Annotated in this window: 18 protein-coding genes; 7 read left to right on the forward strand and 11 right to left on the reverse strand. The window is 67.3% G+C overall.

Annotation, left to right across the window (positions count from 1 at the left end; genetic code table 11):
- Positions 1 to 5: 5 nt before the first annotated feature.
- The 4 genes from AC0QTQ_RS12495 to AC0QTQ_RS12510 form a co-directional block, all read right to left on the reverse strand.
- Positions 6 to 542: a hypothetical protein gene (locus AC0QTQ_RS12495; protein WP_480256847.1), complete on the reverse strand. Its 537-nt coding sequence runs from the start codon at positions 540 to 542 to the stop codon at positions 6 to 8.
- Complete coding sequence (locus AC0QTQ_RS12500) at positions 532 to 1,320, reverse strand: ABC transporter ATP-binding protein (protein WP_121533172.1); 789 nt, start codon at positions 1,318 to 1,320, stop codon at positions 532 to 534. Before AC0QTQ_RS12500 ends, AC0QTQ_RS12495 begins: the two co-directional genes overlap by 11 nt.
- A complete protein-coding gene (gene hydA / locus AC0QTQ_RS12505) occupies positions 1,320 to 2,774 on the reverse strand; it encodes a dihydropyrimidinase (protein ID WP_480256848.1) in 1,455 nt (484 codons plus the stop codon). The genes AC0QTQ_RS12500 and hydA overlap by 1 nt, the downstream gene beginning before the upstream one ends.
- Before the next feature lie 80 nt (positions 2,775 to 2,854).
- Complete coding sequence (locus AC0QTQ_RS12510; RefSeq protein ID WP_480256849.1) at positions 2,855 to 4,105, reverse strand: Zn-dependent hydrolase; 1,251 nt, start codon at positions 4,103 to 4,105, stop codon at positions 2,855 to 2,857.
- 202 nt (positions 4,106 to 4,307) lie between these two features.
- Between AC0QTQ_RS12510 and AC0QTQ_RS12515 the strand changes: the two genes are divergently transcribed.
- The 4 genes from AC0QTQ_RS12515 (at position 4,308) to AC0QTQ_RS12530 (ending at position 7,072) form a co-directional block, all read left to right on the forward strand.
- A complete protein-coding gene (locus AC0QTQ_RS12515; RefSeq protein ID WP_121533166.1) occupies positions 4,308 to 4,889 on the forward strand; it encodes a TetR/AcrR family transcriptional regulator in 582 nt (193 codons plus the stop codon).
- A gap of 150 nt (positions 4,890 to 5,039) precedes the next feature.
- Positions 5,040 to 5,612 (forward strand): DoxX family protein, encoded by a 573-nt coding sequence (locus tag AC0QTQ_RS12520; RefSeq protein WP_480256850.1) that lies wholly within the window; start codon positions 5,040 to 5,042, stop codon positions 5,610 to 5,612.
- A 143-nt stretch (positions 5,613 to 5,755) separates the two neighbouring features.
- Positions 5,756 to 6,367 carry a TetR family transcriptional regulator C-terminal domain-containing protein gene (locus AC0QTQ_RS12525; RefSeq protein WP_480259229.1) on the forward strand — a complete coding sequence of 204 codons (612 nt, stop codon included), beginning with the start codon at positions 5,756 to 5,758 and terminating at the stop codon, positions 6,365 to 6,367.
- 105 nt (positions 6,368 to 6,472) lie between these two features.
- A complete protein-coding gene (locus AC0QTQ_RS12530) occupies positions 6,473 to 7,072 on the forward strand; it encodes a hypothetical protein (protein ID WP_480256851.1) in 600 nt (199 codons plus the stop codon).
- 6 nt (positions 7,073 to 7,078) lie between these two features.
- On the opposite strand, the gene preA is transcribed toward AC0QTQ_RS12530, so the two are convergent.
- Together preA and AC0QTQ_RS12540 are read right to left on the reverse strand one after the other, a co-directional pair.
- Complete coding sequence (gene preA, locus AC0QTQ_RS12535) at positions 7,079 to 8,398, reverse strand: NAD-dependent dihydropyrimidine dehydrogenase subunit PreA (protein ID WP_480256852.1); 1,320 nt, start codon at positions 8,396 to 8,398, stop codon at positions 7,079 to 7,081.
- Between the two features lie 3 nt (positions 8,399 to 8,401).
- Entirely contained in the window at positions 8,402 to 9,739 is a 1,338-nt protein-coding gene (locus AC0QTQ_RS12540) for an NAD(P)-dependent oxidoreductase (protein ID WP_480256853.1), read from the reverse strand.
- Positions 9,740 to 10,030: 291 nt separating this feature from the next.
- Here AC0QTQ_RS12540 and accB point away from each other — a divergent pair, with 291 nt between their 5' ends.
- The 3 genes from accB (at position 10,031) to aat (ending at position 12,624) form a co-directional block, all read left to right on the forward strand.
- Positions 10,031 to 10,513: an acetyl-CoA carboxylase biotin carboxyl carrier protein gene (accB, locus tag AC0QTQ_RS12545; protein WP_480256854.1), complete on the forward strand. Its 483-nt coding sequence runs from the start codon at positions 10,031 to 10,033 to the stop codon at positions 10,511 to 10,513.
- A 10-nt stretch (positions 10,514 to 10,523) separates the two neighbouring features.
- On the forward strand, positions 10,524 to 11,870 hold the full coding sequence (gene accC, locus AC0QTQ_RS12550) for an acetyl-CoA carboxylase biotin carboxylase subunit (protein ID WP_121533154.1): 1,347 nt from the start codon (positions 10,524 to 10,526) through the stop codon (positions 11,868 to 11,870).
- Positions 11,871 to 11,985: 115 nt separating this feature from the next.
- A complete protein-coding gene (aat, locus tag AC0QTQ_RS12555) occupies positions 11,986 to 12,624 on the forward strand; it encodes a leucyl/phenylalanyl-tRNA--protein transferase (RefSeq protein WP_480256855.1) in 639 nt (212 codons plus the stop codon).
- Here aat and AC0QTQ_RS12560 read toward each other — a convergent pair.
- The 5 genes from AC0QTQ_RS12560 to AC0QTQ_RS12580 form a co-directional block, all read right to left on the reverse strand.
- Positions 12,588 to 12,965: a DUF2155 domain-containing protein gene (locus tag AC0QTQ_RS12560; RefSeq protein WP_480256856.1), complete on the reverse strand. Its 378-nt coding sequence runs from the start codon at positions 12,963 to 12,965 to the stop codon at positions 12,588 to 12,590. The genes aat and AC0QTQ_RS12560 overlap by 37 nt on opposite strands.
- Complete coding sequence (gene mlaD / locus AC0QTQ_RS12565) at positions 12,962 to 13,462, reverse strand: outer membrane lipid asymmetry maintenance protein MlaD (protein ID WP_480256857.1); 501 nt, start codon at positions 13,460 to 13,462, stop codon at positions 12,962 to 12,964. Before mlaD ends, AC0QTQ_RS12560 begins: the two co-directional genes overlap by 4 nt.
- A gap of 36 nt (positions 13,463 to 13,498) precedes the next feature.
- A complete protein-coding gene (locus AC0QTQ_RS12570) occupies positions 13,499 to 13,879 on the reverse strand; it encodes an NADH:ubiquinone oxidoreductase subunit NDUFA12 (protein WP_121533146.1) in 381 nt (126 codons plus the stop codon).
- A 95-nt stretch (positions 13,880 to 13,974) separates the two neighbouring features.
- The gene (clpX, locus tag AC0QTQ_RS12575; RefSeq protein WP_121533144.1) at positions 13,975 to 15,243 is read right to left on the reverse strand and encodes an ATP-dependent Clp protease ATP-binding subunit ClpX; all 1,269 of its coding nucleotides are present in this window, start codon (positions 15,241 to 15,243) and stop codon (positions 13,975 to 13,977) included.
- 113 nt (positions 15,244 to 15,356) lie between these two features.
- Entirely contained in the window at positions 15,357 to 15,986 is a 630-nt protein-coding gene (locus AC0QTQ_RS12580; RefSeq protein ID WP_121533142.1) for an ATP-dependent Clp protease proteolytic subunit, read from the reverse strand.
- Between the last annotated feature and the right edge of the window lie 50 nt (positions 15,987 to 16,036).

Here is a 16,036-nt window from a genome sequence, read left to right on the forward strand (position 1 = left end):
CGGCCTCAGTCCTCAAGTCGATAGGTCGGCGCAAGGGTGATGCCCTCGCCCGTTCCGGTATCGGTGACACGCACCACCACCGCCGCGGTGCCGGCAGGATCGCCCGCCGTGTTGCGGAAGCGGAAATCAAGATCGAGCGGCCGGAACCGGCCGGTGCCCGCCGCAAGGCGCCCCGCGTAACAGGGCACCGTGTCGCTGCCAGGCGCGGCCCGCCCCTCGGCGTCGTAAAACGAGATCGCGCAGCTCAGGGCCAGCGGCCGGTCGGCGGCACCGGGCTGCACAAACGCATCAAGACCCAGCCGCAGCACCGCGCCACGCCGGGCATGATCGACCGGCCGGCCCTCCGCGTCGCGGATCTGCGCGCGAACGGACAGCGTATCGTCGATCTTCGTCCAGACCTCGGGCCGGGGCGCATGGGTGCCCAGCCCATAGGCATCGACCAGGGTCTCGGCCACGGCGGGCGCGGCAAGCGCCATCACCGCCGCCAGCGCGACGGCGCAGCTCCGGGGCCAGCTCCGGGGGCGGTGCGGTTCAGACCTCATAGGCATGCCCTGCCCGCAGCCCCTCGCGCACGCGGTGCGCAATCTCGAGGAATTCGCGGCTGTCGCGGATCTCGAGCGGCCGCTCGCCGCGCGGCAACGGGCTGTCGATGACGTCGGTGATCCGGCCCGGACGCGGGCTCATCACCACGATCTTCGTCGACAGATAGACCGCCTCGGGGATCGAATGGGTGACGAAGCCGATGGTCTTGCCGGTGCGCGACCACAGCTTGAGCAGTTCCTCGTTCAGCCGGTCGCGCACGATCTCATCGAGCGCGCCGAAGGGTTCGTCCATCAACAGGATCTCGGCGTCAAAAGCGAGCGCGCGCGCGATCGAGGCGCGCTGCTGCATGCCGCCCGAGAGCTGCCAGGGGAACTTCTTGCCAAAGCCCTTGAGGTCGACCAGCTCGAGCACCTTCTCGACCCGCGCCTCCTGATCGGGCTTCGGATAGCCCATGATCTCCAGCGGCAGACGGATGTTGCCGGCGATGGTGCGCCACGGATAGAGCCCCGCCGCCTGGAACACATAGCCATAGCTGCGTTCGCGGCGCGCGTCGTCGGCGCTCATGCCGCGCACCTTCAGCGTGCCGCCGGTCGGCGTTTCAAGCGCCGCGATGCAGCGCAGGAAGGTGGTCTTGCCGCAGCCCGAGGGTCCGATGAAGGAGACGAACTCCCCCTTCGCGACCTCGAGGTTCACATCGCGCAGCGCCTGCACGGGGCCGTCGTTCGTCTGGAAGACGAGATCGACGCCCCGCGCCTCGATGATCGGGATCGCCGCCATCACACCCCCGAAGCCGGAATGCCGGCACGCGCGACCGGGCGCGGCGCGGTCAGCTCCTTCCAGGTCGAGAGCGCGCGGTTGACCGTGCCGTTCGGCTCGCGCGCCACGAACTCGCCATGGCCCTCGGGCGCCAGCACCTTGCCGTCGGCATAGGCGAGCATCCCCCGCGACAGCGTGTAGCGCGGCAGGCCATTCACCTCGATGCCCTCGAAGACGTTGTATTCGATCGCCGATTGCTGGGTCTTGGCAGAGATCACCTTCGACGCCTTCGGGTCCCAGACCACGAGATCAGCGTCCGAGCCGACCAGAACCGCGCCCTTCTTCGGATAGCAGTTCAGGATCTTGGCGATATTGGTCGAGGTCACGGCGACGAATTCGTTCATCGTGATCCGGCCGGTGTTCACGCCCTTCTCCCACAGCACCGGCATCCGGTCCTCGAGGCCCCCGGTGCCGTTCGGGATCTTGGTGAAATCGCCGACGCCATAGCGCTTCTGCTCGACGGTGAAGGCGCAATGGTCGGTGGCGACACAGCTCAGCGTGCCGGACGCGAGCCCGGCCCAGAGGCTGTCCTGATGGCGCTTGTTGCGGAAGGGGGGGCTCATCACCCGGCCCGCGGCGTGATCCCAGTCGGGGTTCGCATATTCGCTCTCGTCAAGCGTCAGATGCTGGATCAGCGGCTCGCCCCAGACCCGCTTGCCGTTCATCTTGGCGCGGCGGATCGCCTCGTGCGCCTCCTCGCAGGAGGTGTGCACGACGTAAAGCGGCACACCCGCCATGTCGGCGATCATGATCGCGCGGTTCGTCGCTTCGCCCTCGACCTGGGAGGGGCGCGAATAGGCATGCGCCTCGGGCCCGGTGTTGCCCTCGGCCAGGAGCTTCGCCGACATCTCGGCGACGATATCGCCGTTCTCGGCATGGACGAGCGGGATCGCCCCCAGCTCGGCACAGCGCTTGAACGAGGCGAAGAGCTCGTCGTCATTCACCATCAGCGAGCCCTTGTAGGCCATGAAATGCTTGAAGGTGTTGATGCCGAGGCCGACGACCTCCTTCATCTCCTCGAAGACCTGCTCGCTCCACCAGGTCACCGCCATGTGGAAGGAATAGTCACAGCGCGCCCGCGCCGACTTGTTGTGCCAGGCCTTGTAGGCGTCGAGCAGGCTCTGCCCCGGCGCCGGCACCGCGAAATCGACGACCATCGTCGTGCCGCCCGCCAGCGCCGCGCGCGTGCCATAGTCGAAATCATCGGCCGAGAAGGTCCCCATGAAGGGGAATTCCAGATGGGTATGCGGGTCGATGCCGCCGGGCATGACATAGCAGCCCTCGGCCTCGAGCACCTCGTCGCCCGCCAGATCCGGCCCGATCCCGATGATCTTGCCGCCCTCGATCAGCACATCCGCCTTGTAGGTCAGATCGGCGGTGACGATGGTTCCGTTCTTGATGACTGTGGTGGTCATGAATAGCTCCCTGAAAGCCGTTGCTTTCATCTTGGCCCAAATACCTCGGGGGTCCGGGGGCGGCGCCCCCGGCCGTTTTCTCAGGCGACGACTTCCGCCGTCTCGAGCACCGCATGCAGCAGCACATCCGCACCGGCGGCAGCCCAGTCGGGGCTGATCTCCTCGGCCTCGTTGTGGCTCAGACCATCGACGCAGGGGCACATGATCATCGTGGTCGGCGCCACCTTGGCGGCCCAGCAGGCATCGTGGCCGGCCCCCGAGACGATGTCCATGTGGCTGTAGCCAAGCTTTTCCGCCGCGGCGCGGACGCGGCCCACCAGCTCGGGGGTGAAGGTCACCGGGTCGAAATGGCCCACCGCCTCGACCGCACAGCCGACGCCCAGCTCGGCGCAGATCGCCGCGGCGCGGGTCTCGATCGCGGCGCGCATGGCGTCGAGCTTTTCCTGGTCGACGGTGCGGATGTCGACGGTGAAGACCACCGTGCCGGGCAGGACGTTGCGCGAATTCGGCGAGAAGGTCACCTGCCCGACGCCGCCCACGGCGTTCGGCTGGGCGGCCATCGTCACCTCCTGCACCATCTCGAAGATCCGCGCCATCGCGAGGCCCGCGTTCACCCGCATCGCCATCGGGGTCGAGCCGGTATGCGCCTCCTTGCCGGTCAGGGTGAATTCGAGCCACCACAGCCCCTGGCAATGGGTGACGACGCCGATCGTCTTTTCCTCGGCCTCGAGGATCGGGCCCTGTTCGATGTGATATTCGAAATAGGCGTGCATCTTGCGCGCGCCGACCTCTTCGCCGCCCTTCCAGCCGATGCGTTCAAGCTCGGCGCCATAGGTCTTGCCCTCGAGATCCTTGCGGCCATAGGCATAGTCGAGCGTATGCACACCCGCGAAGACGCCCGAGGCGAGCATCGCCGGGGCAAAGCGCGCCCCCTCCTCGTTCGCCCAGTTCGTCAGCACGATCGGATGCTTCGTCTTGATCCCCAGATCGTTCATCGTGCGCAGCGTCTCGAGCCCGGCCAGAACGCCCAGCACGCCGTCATACTTGCCGCCCGTCGGCTGGGTGTCGAGATGCGAGCCGATATAGACCGGAAGCGCGTCGGGCTCGGTGCCCTCGCGGCGCATGAACATCGTGCCCATCTTGTCGACGCCCATCGTCAGGCCCGCGGCCTCGCACCAGCTCTGGAACAGCGCGCGGCCCTCGGCGTCGGCGTCGGTCAGGGTCTGGCGGTTGTTGCCGCCGGCCACGCCGGGGCCGATCTTCGCCATCTCCATCAGGCTGTCCCACAGGCGTGCGGAATTGATGCGGAGGTTTTCTCCGGGTGCAGACATCTTGCGAACTCCCTGTCGACTGCGGGGCGTCTTGCCCTCTTGCGACGAATCTTTTTCTGACCGTATGGTCAGGTTGAGGGAGCCACGTCCTGACCATCCGGTCAACAAGATTTCCGCCGCAGGGGGCGCCGTGAACGAAACGACAGCATCCGGACGCCCAAAAAATGGGCGCCGCACCGCGAACCGCAAGGCGAACGAGGAAATGATCCTGAAGGCGGCCGAGACCGTCTTCGCCGAAGCGGGATTCGGCGGCGCGACGATGCAGCTGATCGCCGACATGGCGGGGCTGCCGAAGGCCAACCTGCATTACTATTTCGCCACCAAGGAGGCGCTCTATCGCGCCGTGGTCGAGCGCATCTTCCGGATCTGGCTGACCGCGGCGAATGTGATGGACGATGCCGCGGGCCCGGCCGAGGGCATCGGCGCCTATATCGACGCCAAGCTCGAGATCTCGCGCCGGCATGCGAACGGCTCGAAGGTCTGGGCATCGGAGGTGATGCATGGCGCGCCGGTGATCCAGGACTATCTGGAGACCACGCTGCGCGACTGGACGGCGGGGCGCGCGGCGGTGATCCGGCGCTGGATCGCCGAGGGCAAGATGGCCGAGGTGAACCCCGAGCACCTGCTCTACATGCTCTGGGCCTCGACCCAGCATTACGCCGATTTCGGTCACCAGATCGAGGTGCTGAACGGCGGCCCGCTGAGCGAGGCGGACTGGACCGCGGCCAAGGCCTCGGTCAAGGAGATCATCCTGCGCGGCATCGGCGCCCTGCCGCCGTCCTGACCCAGTCGAAGCCATGATCTGGATCAAGTGAAATCAGATACTTCTGAGCGGCGCAGCACAGGATCTGCGCCGCCGCGTGCCTAGTGTGCGCGCCGCGTCGATGGCACAGTCCGGCTGTCAGAAAACTGGACACGTGTCATGGAGGCACAAATGGCTGACCTCTTCCCCCTCTCCCGCGAACGGCTGGTTCTGCCCTTCCTCGCCCCGTTCTACGCCGGCATCGCCGAACCCGCCGGCTGGGCGGTGTTCCGCATCGTGATCGGCGGCACGCTGATCTACGAGGGCTGGCCGAAGATCGTGGCGCCCCTCGCCCAGTCGGGCTTCGTCGAGGCGCTCGGCTTTCACCCGGGCTGGCTCTTCTCGCCGCTGCTCGCCGCGATGCAGTTCTTCGGCGGCATGCTGATCGCCGTCGGGCTGCTGACCCGCCCGATCGCGCTCGCGAATGCGGTGATGCTGCTGATCACGCTCTGGTTCCACTACACCCACCCCTATGGCGAGGCCTTCCTCACGGCCGAGGGCATCGCCTATCTCAAGGACAATGCCGGGCTGCTGACCGATGCCGGCGCGGCGCGGCTGCTCAAGGACGGCGGCGCGGCCTTCCTCGAGCAGGTGCAGGAAAAGGCCTATCTCGCCTCGCTGTTCTGGGCGGCCGGAGCGGCGCTGATCGCGGCGTTTGGCGGCGGCGCCTGGTCGATCGACCGCAAGCTCGGGCGCGAGTTCTGATCCGGCCCGCCGGTTTCAGCACCGTATCAGGACCGGGGGCCCCCGCCTCCGGTCCATGGCTTTGCCGCGGCAGACCCGATGCGTTGAACCCCCCGGCGTCCTGAAGTATACCGCGAGGATCCGGAGGAGAGAACTTGGCCGAGATCACGCCCCAGCGTCCGCGCACCCGCATTCAGCGCCGCAACATCGAGACGATCCTCGAGGCCGCGCTCGAAGTGTTCTCGGCGCAGGGCTTCCGTGGCGCGACGCTCGACCAGATCGCCCAGGCGGCGGGGCTGTCGAAGCCGAATCTGCTCTATTACTTCCCCTCGAAGGAGGCGATCCATGTCGAGCTGCTGAGCGGGCTGCTCGATGTCTGGCTGGCGCCGCTGCGGGCGATGGACCCGGCGGGCGAGCCCAAGGCCGAGATCATGGCCTACATGCACCGCAAGCTCGAGATGAGCCGCGAGATGCCGCGCGAAAGCCGCCTCTTCGCCAATGAGGTGCTGCAGGGCGCGCCGCGGATGAGCGCGCTTCTGGGCAGCGAGCTGAAGGAGCTTGTCGACGAGAAGGCCGCGGTGATCCGCGCCTGGTCCGAGGCCGGCCGCATCGCCCCCGTCGATCCCTATCACCTGATCTTCTCGATCTGGGCGCTGACCCAGCATTACGCCGATTTCGACGTGCAGGTGCGCGCCGTGCTCGGCCCCGGGCGCGACCCGCTCGACGAGGCCGGCCGCTTCCTCGACACGCTGTTCGAGCGGCTGCTCGCCCCCTGAGCGCCCCGTTAACCCATTCGTAAAATATACCGCCCCGGATTTACGCTTGGATAACCCCGGCGGAGCACACTGATTCCGTGGAGGAATTGGGCGAGGAGATTTGGAATGGACCGGATTTCCGGAATGCTGCCCCAGATCGGCTGGTCGCCGCAGCTGGTTCCGGCAGCACCGAAGGCCGCCCCCGCCACGACGGTCGAGGCGGCCAGCATCACGGCCGACACCGCGGGCGGGATGAGCGCGAATGTCGACACCGGCAGTGGCAGGGAGTTTCTGGCGCAGCTGCGGCTGCTGTCGCGGCAGGCCGGCGCGGACACGCCCGGGGGCGACGACAGCGAGACCGGGCGCGCCGGCGCCCCCGCCATCGTGCCACGGATCGAGGCCGCGCCGGACCCCGACGCGCCGACAGGGCCGCCCCCGGCCTTCGAGGTCACGCCACTCGAGGCACAGGCGGCCGCGCTGCGCGCGGGCCCGGGCCGACTGCAGGCCGAGGACATCGCCGCCGGGGCAAGCCCGGGCGAGGACATCGCTGCCGCCGGAGGGGTGCAGGCCGATCCGACGCGGGCCGCCGTCGCGCTGGCGCAGGCGACCGGCGCCGCCGCACCGTCAGACGAGCGCCCCGCGGTCGTGCCGCAGGGCGCCTGGCCGCTCGGGGCCGAGGTCAGGGGCGCCGCCACGCCGGGGCCGAGCCTCGACGTGACGCGCTGATCGCGGTCACTCCGCGGCGGTGATGCCGCAGGTGTAATTCGACGACCCCGGGTTGTTCGGATGGGTCGTCCAGTTCGCATAGGGCGCGACCTTGCGCCCGGTGCGCGGGTCCACGGTGCCAAGCGGCAGGGTCTTCATGCTGATGCAATCGACCGGGCAGACATCGACGCAGAGGTTGCAGGCGACGCATTCCTCGTCCTTCACGGTGAAGGTGCGATCCTCGCCCATGGCGATCGCCTGGTGCGAGGTGTCCTCGCAGGCGGCATAGCAGCGCCCGCACTTGATGCAGTCCTCCTGGTCGATCACCGCCTTGGTGACGTGGTTCAGGTTCAAGTGCTGCCATTCCGAGAAATTCGGCACCGCGCGCCCGACGATCTCCTCGACCGAGGTGAAGCCCTTCCTGTCCATGTAGTCCGACAGGCCCGAGATCATCTCCTGCACCACCTTGAAGCCATAGGTCATCGCCGCGGTGCAGACCTGAACGTTGCCCGCCCCCATCGCCAGGAACTCGGCCGCGTCGCGCCAGGTGGTGACGCCGCCGATGCCCGAGATCGGCAGACCGCGGGTTTCGGCATAGCGCGCGATCTCGCCCACCATGTTCAGCGCGATCGGCTTCACCGCCGGGCCGCAATAGCCGCCATGCGTGCCCTTGCCGTCGATCATCGGCTCGGGGCAGAAATCGTCGAGATTGACCGAGGTCACCGATTTCACCGTGTTGATCAGGCTGACCGCATCCGCCCCGCCGCGCTTGGCGGCGAGCGCCGGCGGCAGGATCGAGGTCACGTTGGGCGTCAGCTTCACGATGCAGGGCATGCGCGAATATTGCTTCACCCAGCGGGTCACCATCTCGATGTATTCGGGCACCTGCCCCACCGCCGAGCCCATGCCGCGCTCGGCCATGCCGTGCGGGCAGCCGAAGTTCAGCTCGACCCCGTCAGCGCCGGTGTCCTCGACATGGGCGAGGATCGCCTTCCAGCTCTCCTCGTCGCAGGGCACCATCAGCGACACGACGAGCGCACGGTCGGGATAGTCGCGCTTGACCGACTTGATCTCGCGCAGGTTGACCTCGAGCGGGCGGTCGGTGATCAGCTCGATGTTGTTGATCCCCATCACCCGTCGGTCGCCGCCATAGATCACGCCATAGCGCGGCCCCGAGACGTTGACGACGGGCGGCCCCTCGGCGCCGAGGGTCTTCCACACCACGCCGCCCCAGCCCGCATCATAGGCGCGGCGGACGTTGTATTCCTTGTCGGTCGGCGGCGCCGAGGCGAGCCAGAACGGGTTCGGCGACTTGATGCCGATGAAGTTGCTGCGCAGGTCCGCCATCTGTCAGGCCCCCATCAGGAAAGAGTGGATGTCTTCGGCCGCATCGCGCCCCTGCGCGACGGCATTCACCGTCAGGTCCTCGCCCGCGGGCGCGCAGTCGCCGCCCGCCCAGACCCGCGCAAGGCTCGTGCGCCCTGCCCCGTCAGTGCCGATCTTCGGCCCGGCCGTCTTCACCCCCTCGGGCAGCGCGCCAAGCGTCTGGCCGATCGCCGAGAGCACCTGATCCGCCTTCAGCCGGAAGGTGTCGTCGAGCATCCGCAGCCCGGCGCCGCCGGTCTCGGTGCGCGCGAACTCGACCTCGAGCCCGCCCGCGACGGCATGGATCGCCACCGGCGCGGCGTTGCAGATGATCCGCACGCCATGCGTCGCGGCGTGTTCCTGCTCGTGGACCGAGGCCGGCATCTCGGCCTGCGCGCGGCGATAGACGATGGTCGAGGTCTCGGCGCCCAGAAGCTTTGCCTGCACCGCCGCATCGACCGCGGTCATGCCGCCGCCGATCACCACCACCTTGCGCCCGACCGGCAGGCTGGCAAGGTCGTCGGCCTGCCGCAGCGCCGCGATGAACTCGGTCGCCGGCGTCGCAAGCTCGCCCCCCGGCAGGCTCAGCGCGTTCACGCCCGACAACCCGATGCCCAGGAAGACGGCGTCGTGCCGGCCCAGAAGATCGTCGAGCGTGCCATCGCCCGCCCGGCCGAGCGCCCAGTTCGTCACCACCTCGATGCCGCCCACCTGCAACAGCCAGGCGACCTCGCGCGCGGCGAAATCCTCGGGCGCCTTGTAGGCGGCGATGCCGTATTCATCGAGCCCGCCCAGCTTGGGCTTGGCCTCGTAGATCGTCACCTTGTGGCCCTTGAGCGCAAGACGGTGCGCGCAGGCAAGCCCCGCGGGCCCGCCGCCCACCACCGCGACCGAGTGCCCGGTGGGGGCGCCGGCGGTGAAGGGATGGCCCTGCTTCTCCAGCAGCGTATCGGTGGCAAAGCGCTGCAGCAGGCCGATCTCGACCGGCTTGCCCTCGGCCTCCATCCGCACGCAGGCGCCCTCGCACAGGTTTTCCGTCGGGCAGACGCGCGCACACATGCCGCCGAGGATGTTCTGCGAGAAGATCGTCTTCGCCGCCGCCTCGGGCGTGCCGGTCGCGATCTGCCGGATGAAGAGCGGAATGTCGATCGTCGTCGGGCAGGCCGTGGCGCAGGGCGCGTCATGGCAGAAATAGCACCGATCGGCCGCCACCGCGGCCGCATGGGCGGTAAGCGGCGGCGCGACATCCTGGAAATTCGCCGCATAGCGCTCGGGCGAAAGCCGCCCGGGCGCGACCCCGGGCGTGAACTGGCTGTTGGTCACCTTGGACCTCCCTGGCTTTGTTATTGTCCCCAAGCTTGCACGGGCAAAAATTTTATCAAGTGGTAAAATACGCCGCGCCGCCGCATCCGGGCGCATTTGCCCGCGCGCAAGGCAGCCGGCGCGTCATCGCCGAAAAATTGGGCGAAATCGCCCGGCTCCGACCTGCCGCCGCGTCAGTCGTTCGCGCTTTCCTCCCCGGCCCGGCTGGCGTATAAGGCGGTCCTGATACCGGGGCGCCCGGCACCAAACGACCGGGCCGACCAGAACCTGACAGCATCCTTTGAGGACGGCATGACCAAACAATCCCATGAAAACGACGTGGCTTTCATTCAGGCGCTCGCCGAGCTCCTGAACAGCAACGACCTCACCGAAATCTCGGTTGTGCGGGAATACGGCGAGGATGACAGCCTCGAAGTGCGCGTGGTGAAGCAGGCGACGGTGATCGCCGCGGCCCCCGCCCCCGTCTACGCGGCCCCCGCCGCCGCGCCGGTTGCGGTTGCAGCCCCCGCCGCCGTGGCCGATGCCGATCCGGCCTCGCTGCCCGGCGCCGTGACCTCGCCGATGGTCGGCACCGCCTATCTGGCGCCGGAACCGGGCGCCAATGCCTTCGTCAAGGTCGGCGACACGGTCAAGGAAGGCCAGACCCTGCTGATCGTCGAGGCGATGAAGACGATGAACCACATCCCGGCGCCGCATTCGGGCACGGTCAAGCGCATCCTCGTCGACGACGGCACGCCGGTCGAATACGGCTCGGCGCTGATGATCGTCGAGTGAGGGCATGCCCATGTTCGACAAGATCCTGATCGCCAACCGGGGCGAGATCGCCCTGCGGGTGATCCGCGCCTGCCGCGAGATGGGGATCGCCTCGGTCGCGGTGCACTCGACCGCCGACGCCGACGCCATGCATGTGCGCATGGCCGACGAAAGCGTCTGCATCGGGCCGCCGCCGTCCTCCGAGAGCTATCTCTCGATCCCGGCAATCGTCGCCGCCTGCGAGATCACCGGCGCCCAGGCGATCCACCCGGGCTACGGCTTCCTTTCGGAAAACGCGAACTTCGTGCAGGTGCTCGAGGATCACGGCATCACCTTCATCGGCCCCTCGGCGGAACATATCCGCATCATGGGCGACAAGATCACCGCCAAGGAAACCGCGAAGAAGCTGGGCATCCCGGTGGTTCCGGGCTCGGCCGGTGGCGTGCATGACGTCGACGAGGCCAAGCGCACCGCGGCCGAGATCGGCTATCCGGTGATCATCAAGGCCACCGCCGGCGGCGGCGGGCGTGGCATGAAGGTCGCCGAGACCGAGGCCGACCTCGAGATCGCCTTCCGCACCGCGCGCTCCGAGGCCAAGGCCGCCTTCGGCAATGACGAGGTCTACATGGAGAAATATCTCCAGAAGCCGCGTCACATCGAGATCCAGGTCTTCGGCGACGGCAAGGGCCGCGCCGTGCATCTGGGCGAGCGCGACTGCTCGCTGCAGCGCCGCCACCAGAAGGTGCTGGAAGAGGCCCCCGGCCCCATCATCACCCCCGAGCAGCGCACCAAGATCGGCAAGATCTGCGCCGACGCGATGGCGCAACTCGGCTACTCCGGCGCCGGCACGATCGAGTTCCTGTTCGAGGACGGCGAGTTCTACTTCATCGAGATGAACACCCGCCTGCAGGTGGAACATCCGGTGACCGAGGCGATCTTCGGCGTCGATCTCGTGCGCGAACAGATCCGCGTCGCAGCCGGCGAGAAGATGGAATTCCGTCAGGAAGACCTGAAGATCCGCGGCGCCGCGATCGAGGTCCGGATCAACGCCGAGCGGATGCCGAACTTCGCCCCCTGCCCCGGCCGCATCACCCAGTATCACGCCCCGGGCGGTCTGGGCGTGCGCGTCGACTCGGCACTCTATGACGGCTACAAGATCCCGCCCTATTACGACAGCCTGATCGGCAAGCTGATCGTGCACGGGCGTGACCGGCAGGAGGCGCTGGCGCGTCTCAGCCGCGCGCTGAGCGAGCTGATCGTCGATGGCGTCGACACCACGGTGCCGCTGTTCACCGCGCTGCTGCAGGAGCCCGACATCCTGAAGGGCGACTACTCGATCCACTGGCTCGAGAAGTGGCTGAAGAAGACCTACGGCTGAGCGATCCGCCAAAGACCCTGAGACGCCCCCGCAAGGGGGCGTTTTTCTTTGCGCGAACCCGTTTGAACCTGCCCTGATTCCGGCCCATTGTGCGGGGGCAACGCGGGGGGATGCGATGGCGCAGGAACTGACGGCAGGAATGCTGCTTTCGGGCTATGCCCGGGGCATCTTCCCGATGGCGCAAAGCCGCGACGATCCGGAGCTGTTCTGGTTCGAGCCCCGCGCCCGCGGCATCCTGCCGCTCGACGGTTTCCACGTCTCGCGCTCGCTTGCCCGCACGATCCGCCGCGGCGGCTTCGAGATCCGCATCGACACCGCCTTTCACGCGGTGGTCGAGGCCTGCGCGGCGCGCGAGGAAACCTGGATCAACGCCCCGCTCTTCACCCTCTACGATGCGCTCTTCGCGATGGGGCATGCGCATTCGCTCGAGGTCTGGCGCGGCGAGGCGCTGGTCGGCGGCGTGTTCGGGGTGACGCTGGGCGGTGCCTTCTTCGGCGAGAGCATGTTCTCGCGCGTGCCTGATGCCTCGAAGGTGGCGCTGACCTATACGGTCGACCGGCTGCGGCAGAGCGGTTTTTCCCTCTTCGACACGCAATATCTGACGCCGCATCTGGCAAGCCTGGGCGGGGTCGAGATCCCCCGGCTCGAGTATCGCCGCCGGCTGGCCGAGGCACTGAGCCACACTGCGGATTTCACCGCCGCGCCGGTGCCAGACGCTCAGTCGGTCTTGCAGCGCATGACCCAGACGTCATAGCGCTGGTGGTCGAGCGCCGAAAGCGCCGGGCTGTCGGCGATCATCCAGCCCTCGAAGACCGGCTGCGCGGCATTCGGATCGGTGATGACGAGATAGGCATAGGCGTTCGACGAGGGGTCATCCGCCGGATAGCGGCATTCCTTCAGCGTCACCTTGATATGGCCGAAATCGACGGTCTGGCCGACCGACAGCACGATGTCCGACGAGGTCGCCGAGACCTTGTCGAGCCCGCGCAGCACCGCGCCATTCGCCTCCGCGAGGCCATTCGCGGCATCCTGCGCAACGGCGGCCGTCGCGCCAAGCGCAAGGGCCAGCACCGCGGCGCGCAGGGGCGCGATCATTGCGCGGCCCCGGGATCGGCGCCGGCATCGGTGCCGGGCGCAGCCTTCAGCTTGTCCGCGCCACCGCCGACGAATTTCATCAGCAGGCCAAGCGTCGAAACCGCGCCTTGGGTATCGAGGATCTCGTCGCCCGGGGCGAAATTGTCGACGCTGCCGCCCGGGAGGATCTCGATGAACGAACCGCCCATCAGCCCTTCCGAGGCCACGATGATCTGCGAATCGTCGGGCAGCTCGACGCCCTTGTTGATCGCCACCGTGGTGTCGGCAAAGAAGGTCTTGGTGTCGAGCCGGATATCGGTGACGGTGCCGATCTTGACGCCTGCCATGCGAACGTCGGTGCCCGGCGTCACGCCCTCGACCGAGCGGAAGGAGGCATGCAGCGGATAGCTGCCCGCGGCGGTGCCGAAGCTGTGCCCCTTGCCGGCCCAGAACAGGAAACCGACGGCGACGGCCAGAACGACCGCCCCGGTCAGCACTTCAACGCGATTCTCGCTCATGATCTCTCCCGCAGGGATGCCCGACCGGGCCCGGCCTCATTCGGCCGGCTGCCAGGCCTCGTAATCGCGCCGCTCGACCGGCGCGTCGCGGCGAATCGAGCCCGCCGGAACATAGGCCGCGTCGGTGCCGGTGCGGTTCGCCAGATGCGGCAGCTCCCACGGCTTGTGCGCGACGGCGACCTTGGTCGGCGGCTCGTCCCAGGTGAAGTGGATCCAGCCGTGCCATTCCGGCGGAATCCGGCTCGCCTCGATCTCGCCGTTGTAGATCACCCAGCGGCGCTTGCCGTCGGCCGTCTGGTAATAGACGTTGCCTTCCGCGTCCTCGCCCACCTTCACGCCCTTGCGGGCCGTGAACAGCCGGATCCCCGAGGTCTGGGACCGGTTCCACCAGGTAAAAATGCGAAGCAGAAAGTTCATGCCATCCTCCGCGGGCTTTTGCCCGTTTATAGCCAGTTGCGCGGCAAGGTCCAGAGCCGCTTGCGAAAAGGGCGGGCCTTTGCCCGCCCCTGCGCTCAGCCGGCGCTCTTCGGCTCTTTCTTCGCGTTTTCCGCGTAGATCAGCAGCGGTTTCGCCTCGGCGGTCTCGACCGCCTCCTCGTTCACCACGACCTCCTGCACGCCGGTCATGCCCGGCAGCTCGAACATCGTGTCGAGCAGGATGTCTTCCATGATCGAGCGCAGCCCGCGCGCGCCGGTCTTGCGCTTGATCGCGCGCTTGGCGATGGCGCTCAGCGCATCCGGGGTGAAGCTCAGCTTCACGCCCTCGATGTCGAAGAGCCGCTGATACTGCTTCACCAGCGCGTTCTTCGGCTCGGTCAGGATGGTGACCAGCGCCTCTTCATCGAGATCCTCGAGCGTGGCGATCACCGGCAGACGGCCGACGAATTCCGGGATCAGGCCGAACTTCAGCAGATCCTCGGGTTCCAGCTCCTTGAAGAGCTCGCCCGCCGAGCGCTCGTCGGGGCCCTTGACCGCGGCGCCGAAGCCCATCGCCGAGCCCTTGCCGCGCTGCGCGATGATCCGGTCGAGGCCGGCAAAGGCGCCGCCGCAGATGAACAGGATGTTCGTCGTGTCGACCTGCAGGAATTCCTGCTGCGGATGCTTGCGCCCGCCCTGCGGCGGCACGGAGGCGACGGTGCCTTCCATGATCTTCAGGAGCGCCTGCTGCACGCCCTCGCCCGAGACGTCGCGGGTGATCGAGGGGTTGTCCGACTTGCGGGTGATCTTGTCGACCTCGTCGATGTAGACGATGCCGCGCTGCGCCCGCTCGACGTTGTATTCGCTGGCCTGCAGCAGCTTCAGGATGATGTTCTCGACATCCTCGCCGACATAGCCGGCCTCCGTCAGCGTCGTCGCATCGGCCATGGTGAAGGGCACATCGAGGATGCGCGCCAGCGTCTGCGCCAGCAGCGTCTTGCCGCAGCCGGTCGGGCCGATCAGCAGGATGTTCGACTTCGACAGCTCGATGTCGGACTTCGCGCTGTTGTTCAGCCGCTTGTAATGGTTGTGCACCGCGACCGAGAGCACGCGCTTGGCATGCATCTGACCGATCACGTAATCGTCGAGCACCTTGCAGATGTCGCGCGGCGTGGGCACCCCGTCGGTCGACTTGAGCCCCGAGCTCTTCGTCTCCTCGCGGATGATGTCCATGCACAGCTCGACGCATTCGTCGCAGATGAACACGGTCGGGCCCGCGATCAGCTTGCGCACCTCGTGCTGGCTCTTGCCGCAGAACGAGCAATAGAGCGTGTTCTTGCTGTCGGAGCCGGAATTGTTCGCCATCGTCTTCCTCTGCTCTGGCCCGGAACGCGGGTCCCTGGTGGGCCGCCCCTGAAGTTTAGGGCAGCCCCATGGTCATCACAATGTCAAAAATCCTGCCCCGCCGCGGGGCAAGATCACTTCTCCGCCTCGGCCTTGCCGCGGCTTTCGAGGATGTCGTCGATCAGGCCCCAGGCCTTCGCATCCTCGGCCGACATGAAGTTGTCGCGCTCGAGCGCCGCCTCGACGGTCTCGTAATCGTTGCCGGTGTGCTTGACGTAGATCTCGTTCAGGCGGCGCTTCAGCTTCTGCGTCTCCTGGGCGTGGATCATGATGTCGGTGGCCTGGCCCTGATAGCCGCCCGAGGGCTGGTGCACCATCACGCGCGAGTTCGGCAGCGAGAAGCGCATGCCCTTCTCGCCGGCCTGCAGCAGCAGCGAGCCCATCGAGGCCGCCTGGCCGATGACGAGCGTCGAGACCTTCGGCCGGATGTACTGCATCGTGTCGTAGATCGACAGCCCCGAGGTCACCACGCCGCCCGGGCTGTTGATGTACATCGCGATTTCCTTGGTCGGGTTCTCCGCCTCGAGGAACAGCAGCTGCGCGCAGATCAGCGTCGACATGGCGTCATGCACCGGGCCCGCGAGGAAGATGATCCGCTCCTTCAGCAGGCGCGAGTAGATGTCATAGGCACGCTCGCCACGCGAGGTCTGTTCGACCACCATCGGCACCAGCGTGTTCATGTAGAGGTCGATCGGATCCTTCATTCCTCAGCCTTCCCTGCGGTCTTGCGTCACGATGAACGCGGAACTTTACC

This window comes from Paenirhodobacter sp. YD-8 (assembly GCF_056590935.1).

What these genes read in the sequence shown, in the direction of transcription:
- AC0QTQ_RS12495 (WP_480256847.1), bottom strand. Translation starts at nt 542, where the DNA reads ATGAGGTCTGAACCGCACCGCCCCCGGAGCTGGCCCCGGAGCTGCGCC.
- AC0QTQ_RS12500 (WP_121533172.1), bottom strand. Translation starts at nt 1,320, where the DNA reads ATGGCGGCGATCCCGATCATCGAGGCGCGGGGCGTCGATCTCGTCTTC.
- hydA (WP_480256848.1), bottom strand. Translation starts at nt 2,774, where the DNA reads ATGACCACCACAGTCATCAAGAACGGAACCATCGTCACCGCCGATCTG.
- AC0QTQ_RS12510 (WP_480256849.1), bottom strand. Translation starts at nt 4,105, where the DNA reads ATGTCTGCACCCGGAGAAAACCTCCGCATCAATTCCGCACGCCTGTGG.
- AC0QTQ_RS12515 (WP_121533166.1), top strand. Translation starts at nt 4,308, where the DNA reads ATGATCCTGAAGGCGGCCGAGACCGTCTTCGCCGAAGCGGGATTCGGC.
- AC0QTQ_RS12520 (WP_480256850.1), top strand. Translation starts at nt 5,040, where the DNA reads ATGGCTGACCTCTTCCCCCTCTCCCGCGAACGGCTGGTTCTGCCCTTC.
- AC0QTQ_RS12530 (WP_480256851.1), top strand. Translation starts at nt 6,473, where the DNA reads ATGGACCGGATTTCCGGAATGCTGCCCCAGATCGGCTGGTCGCCGCAG.
- preA (WP_480256852.1), bottom strand. Translation starts at nt 8,398, where the DNA reads ATGGCGGACCTGCGCAGCAACTTCATCGGCATCAAGTCGCCGAACCCG.
- accB (WP_480256854.1), top strand. Translation starts at nt 10,031, where the DNA reads ATGACCAAACAATCCCATGAAAACGACGTGGCTTTCATTCAGGCGCTC.
- accC (WP_121533154.1), top strand. Translation starts at nt 10,524, where the DNA reads ATGTTCGACAAGATCCTGATCGCCAACCGGGGCGAGATCGCCCTGCGG.
- aat (WP_480256855.1), top strand. Translation starts at nt 11,986, where the DNA reads ATGGCGCAGGAACTGACGGCAGGAATGCTGCTTTCGGGCTATGCCCGG.
- AC0QTQ_RS12560 (WP_480256856.1), bottom strand. Translation starts at nt 12,965, where the DNA reads ATGATCGCGCCCCTGCGCGCCGCGGTGCTGGCCCTTGCGCTTGGCGCG.
- mlaD (WP_480256857.1), bottom strand. Translation starts at nt 13,462, where the DNA reads ATGAGCGAGAATCGCGTTGAAGTGCTGACCGGGGCGGTCGTTCTGGCC.
- AC0QTQ_RS12570 (WP_121533146.1), bottom strand. Translation starts at nt 13,879, where the DNA reads ATGAACTTTCTGCTTCGCATTTTTACCTGGTGGAACCGGTCCCAGACC.
- clpX (WP_121533144.1), bottom strand. Translation starts at nt 15,243, where the DNA reads ATGGCGAACAATTCCGGCTCCGACAGCAAGAACACGCTCTATTGCTCG.
- AC0QTQ_RS12580 (WP_121533142.1), bottom strand. Translation starts at nt 15,986, where the DNA reads ATGAAGGATCCGATCGACCTCTACATGAACACGCTGGTGCCGATGGTG.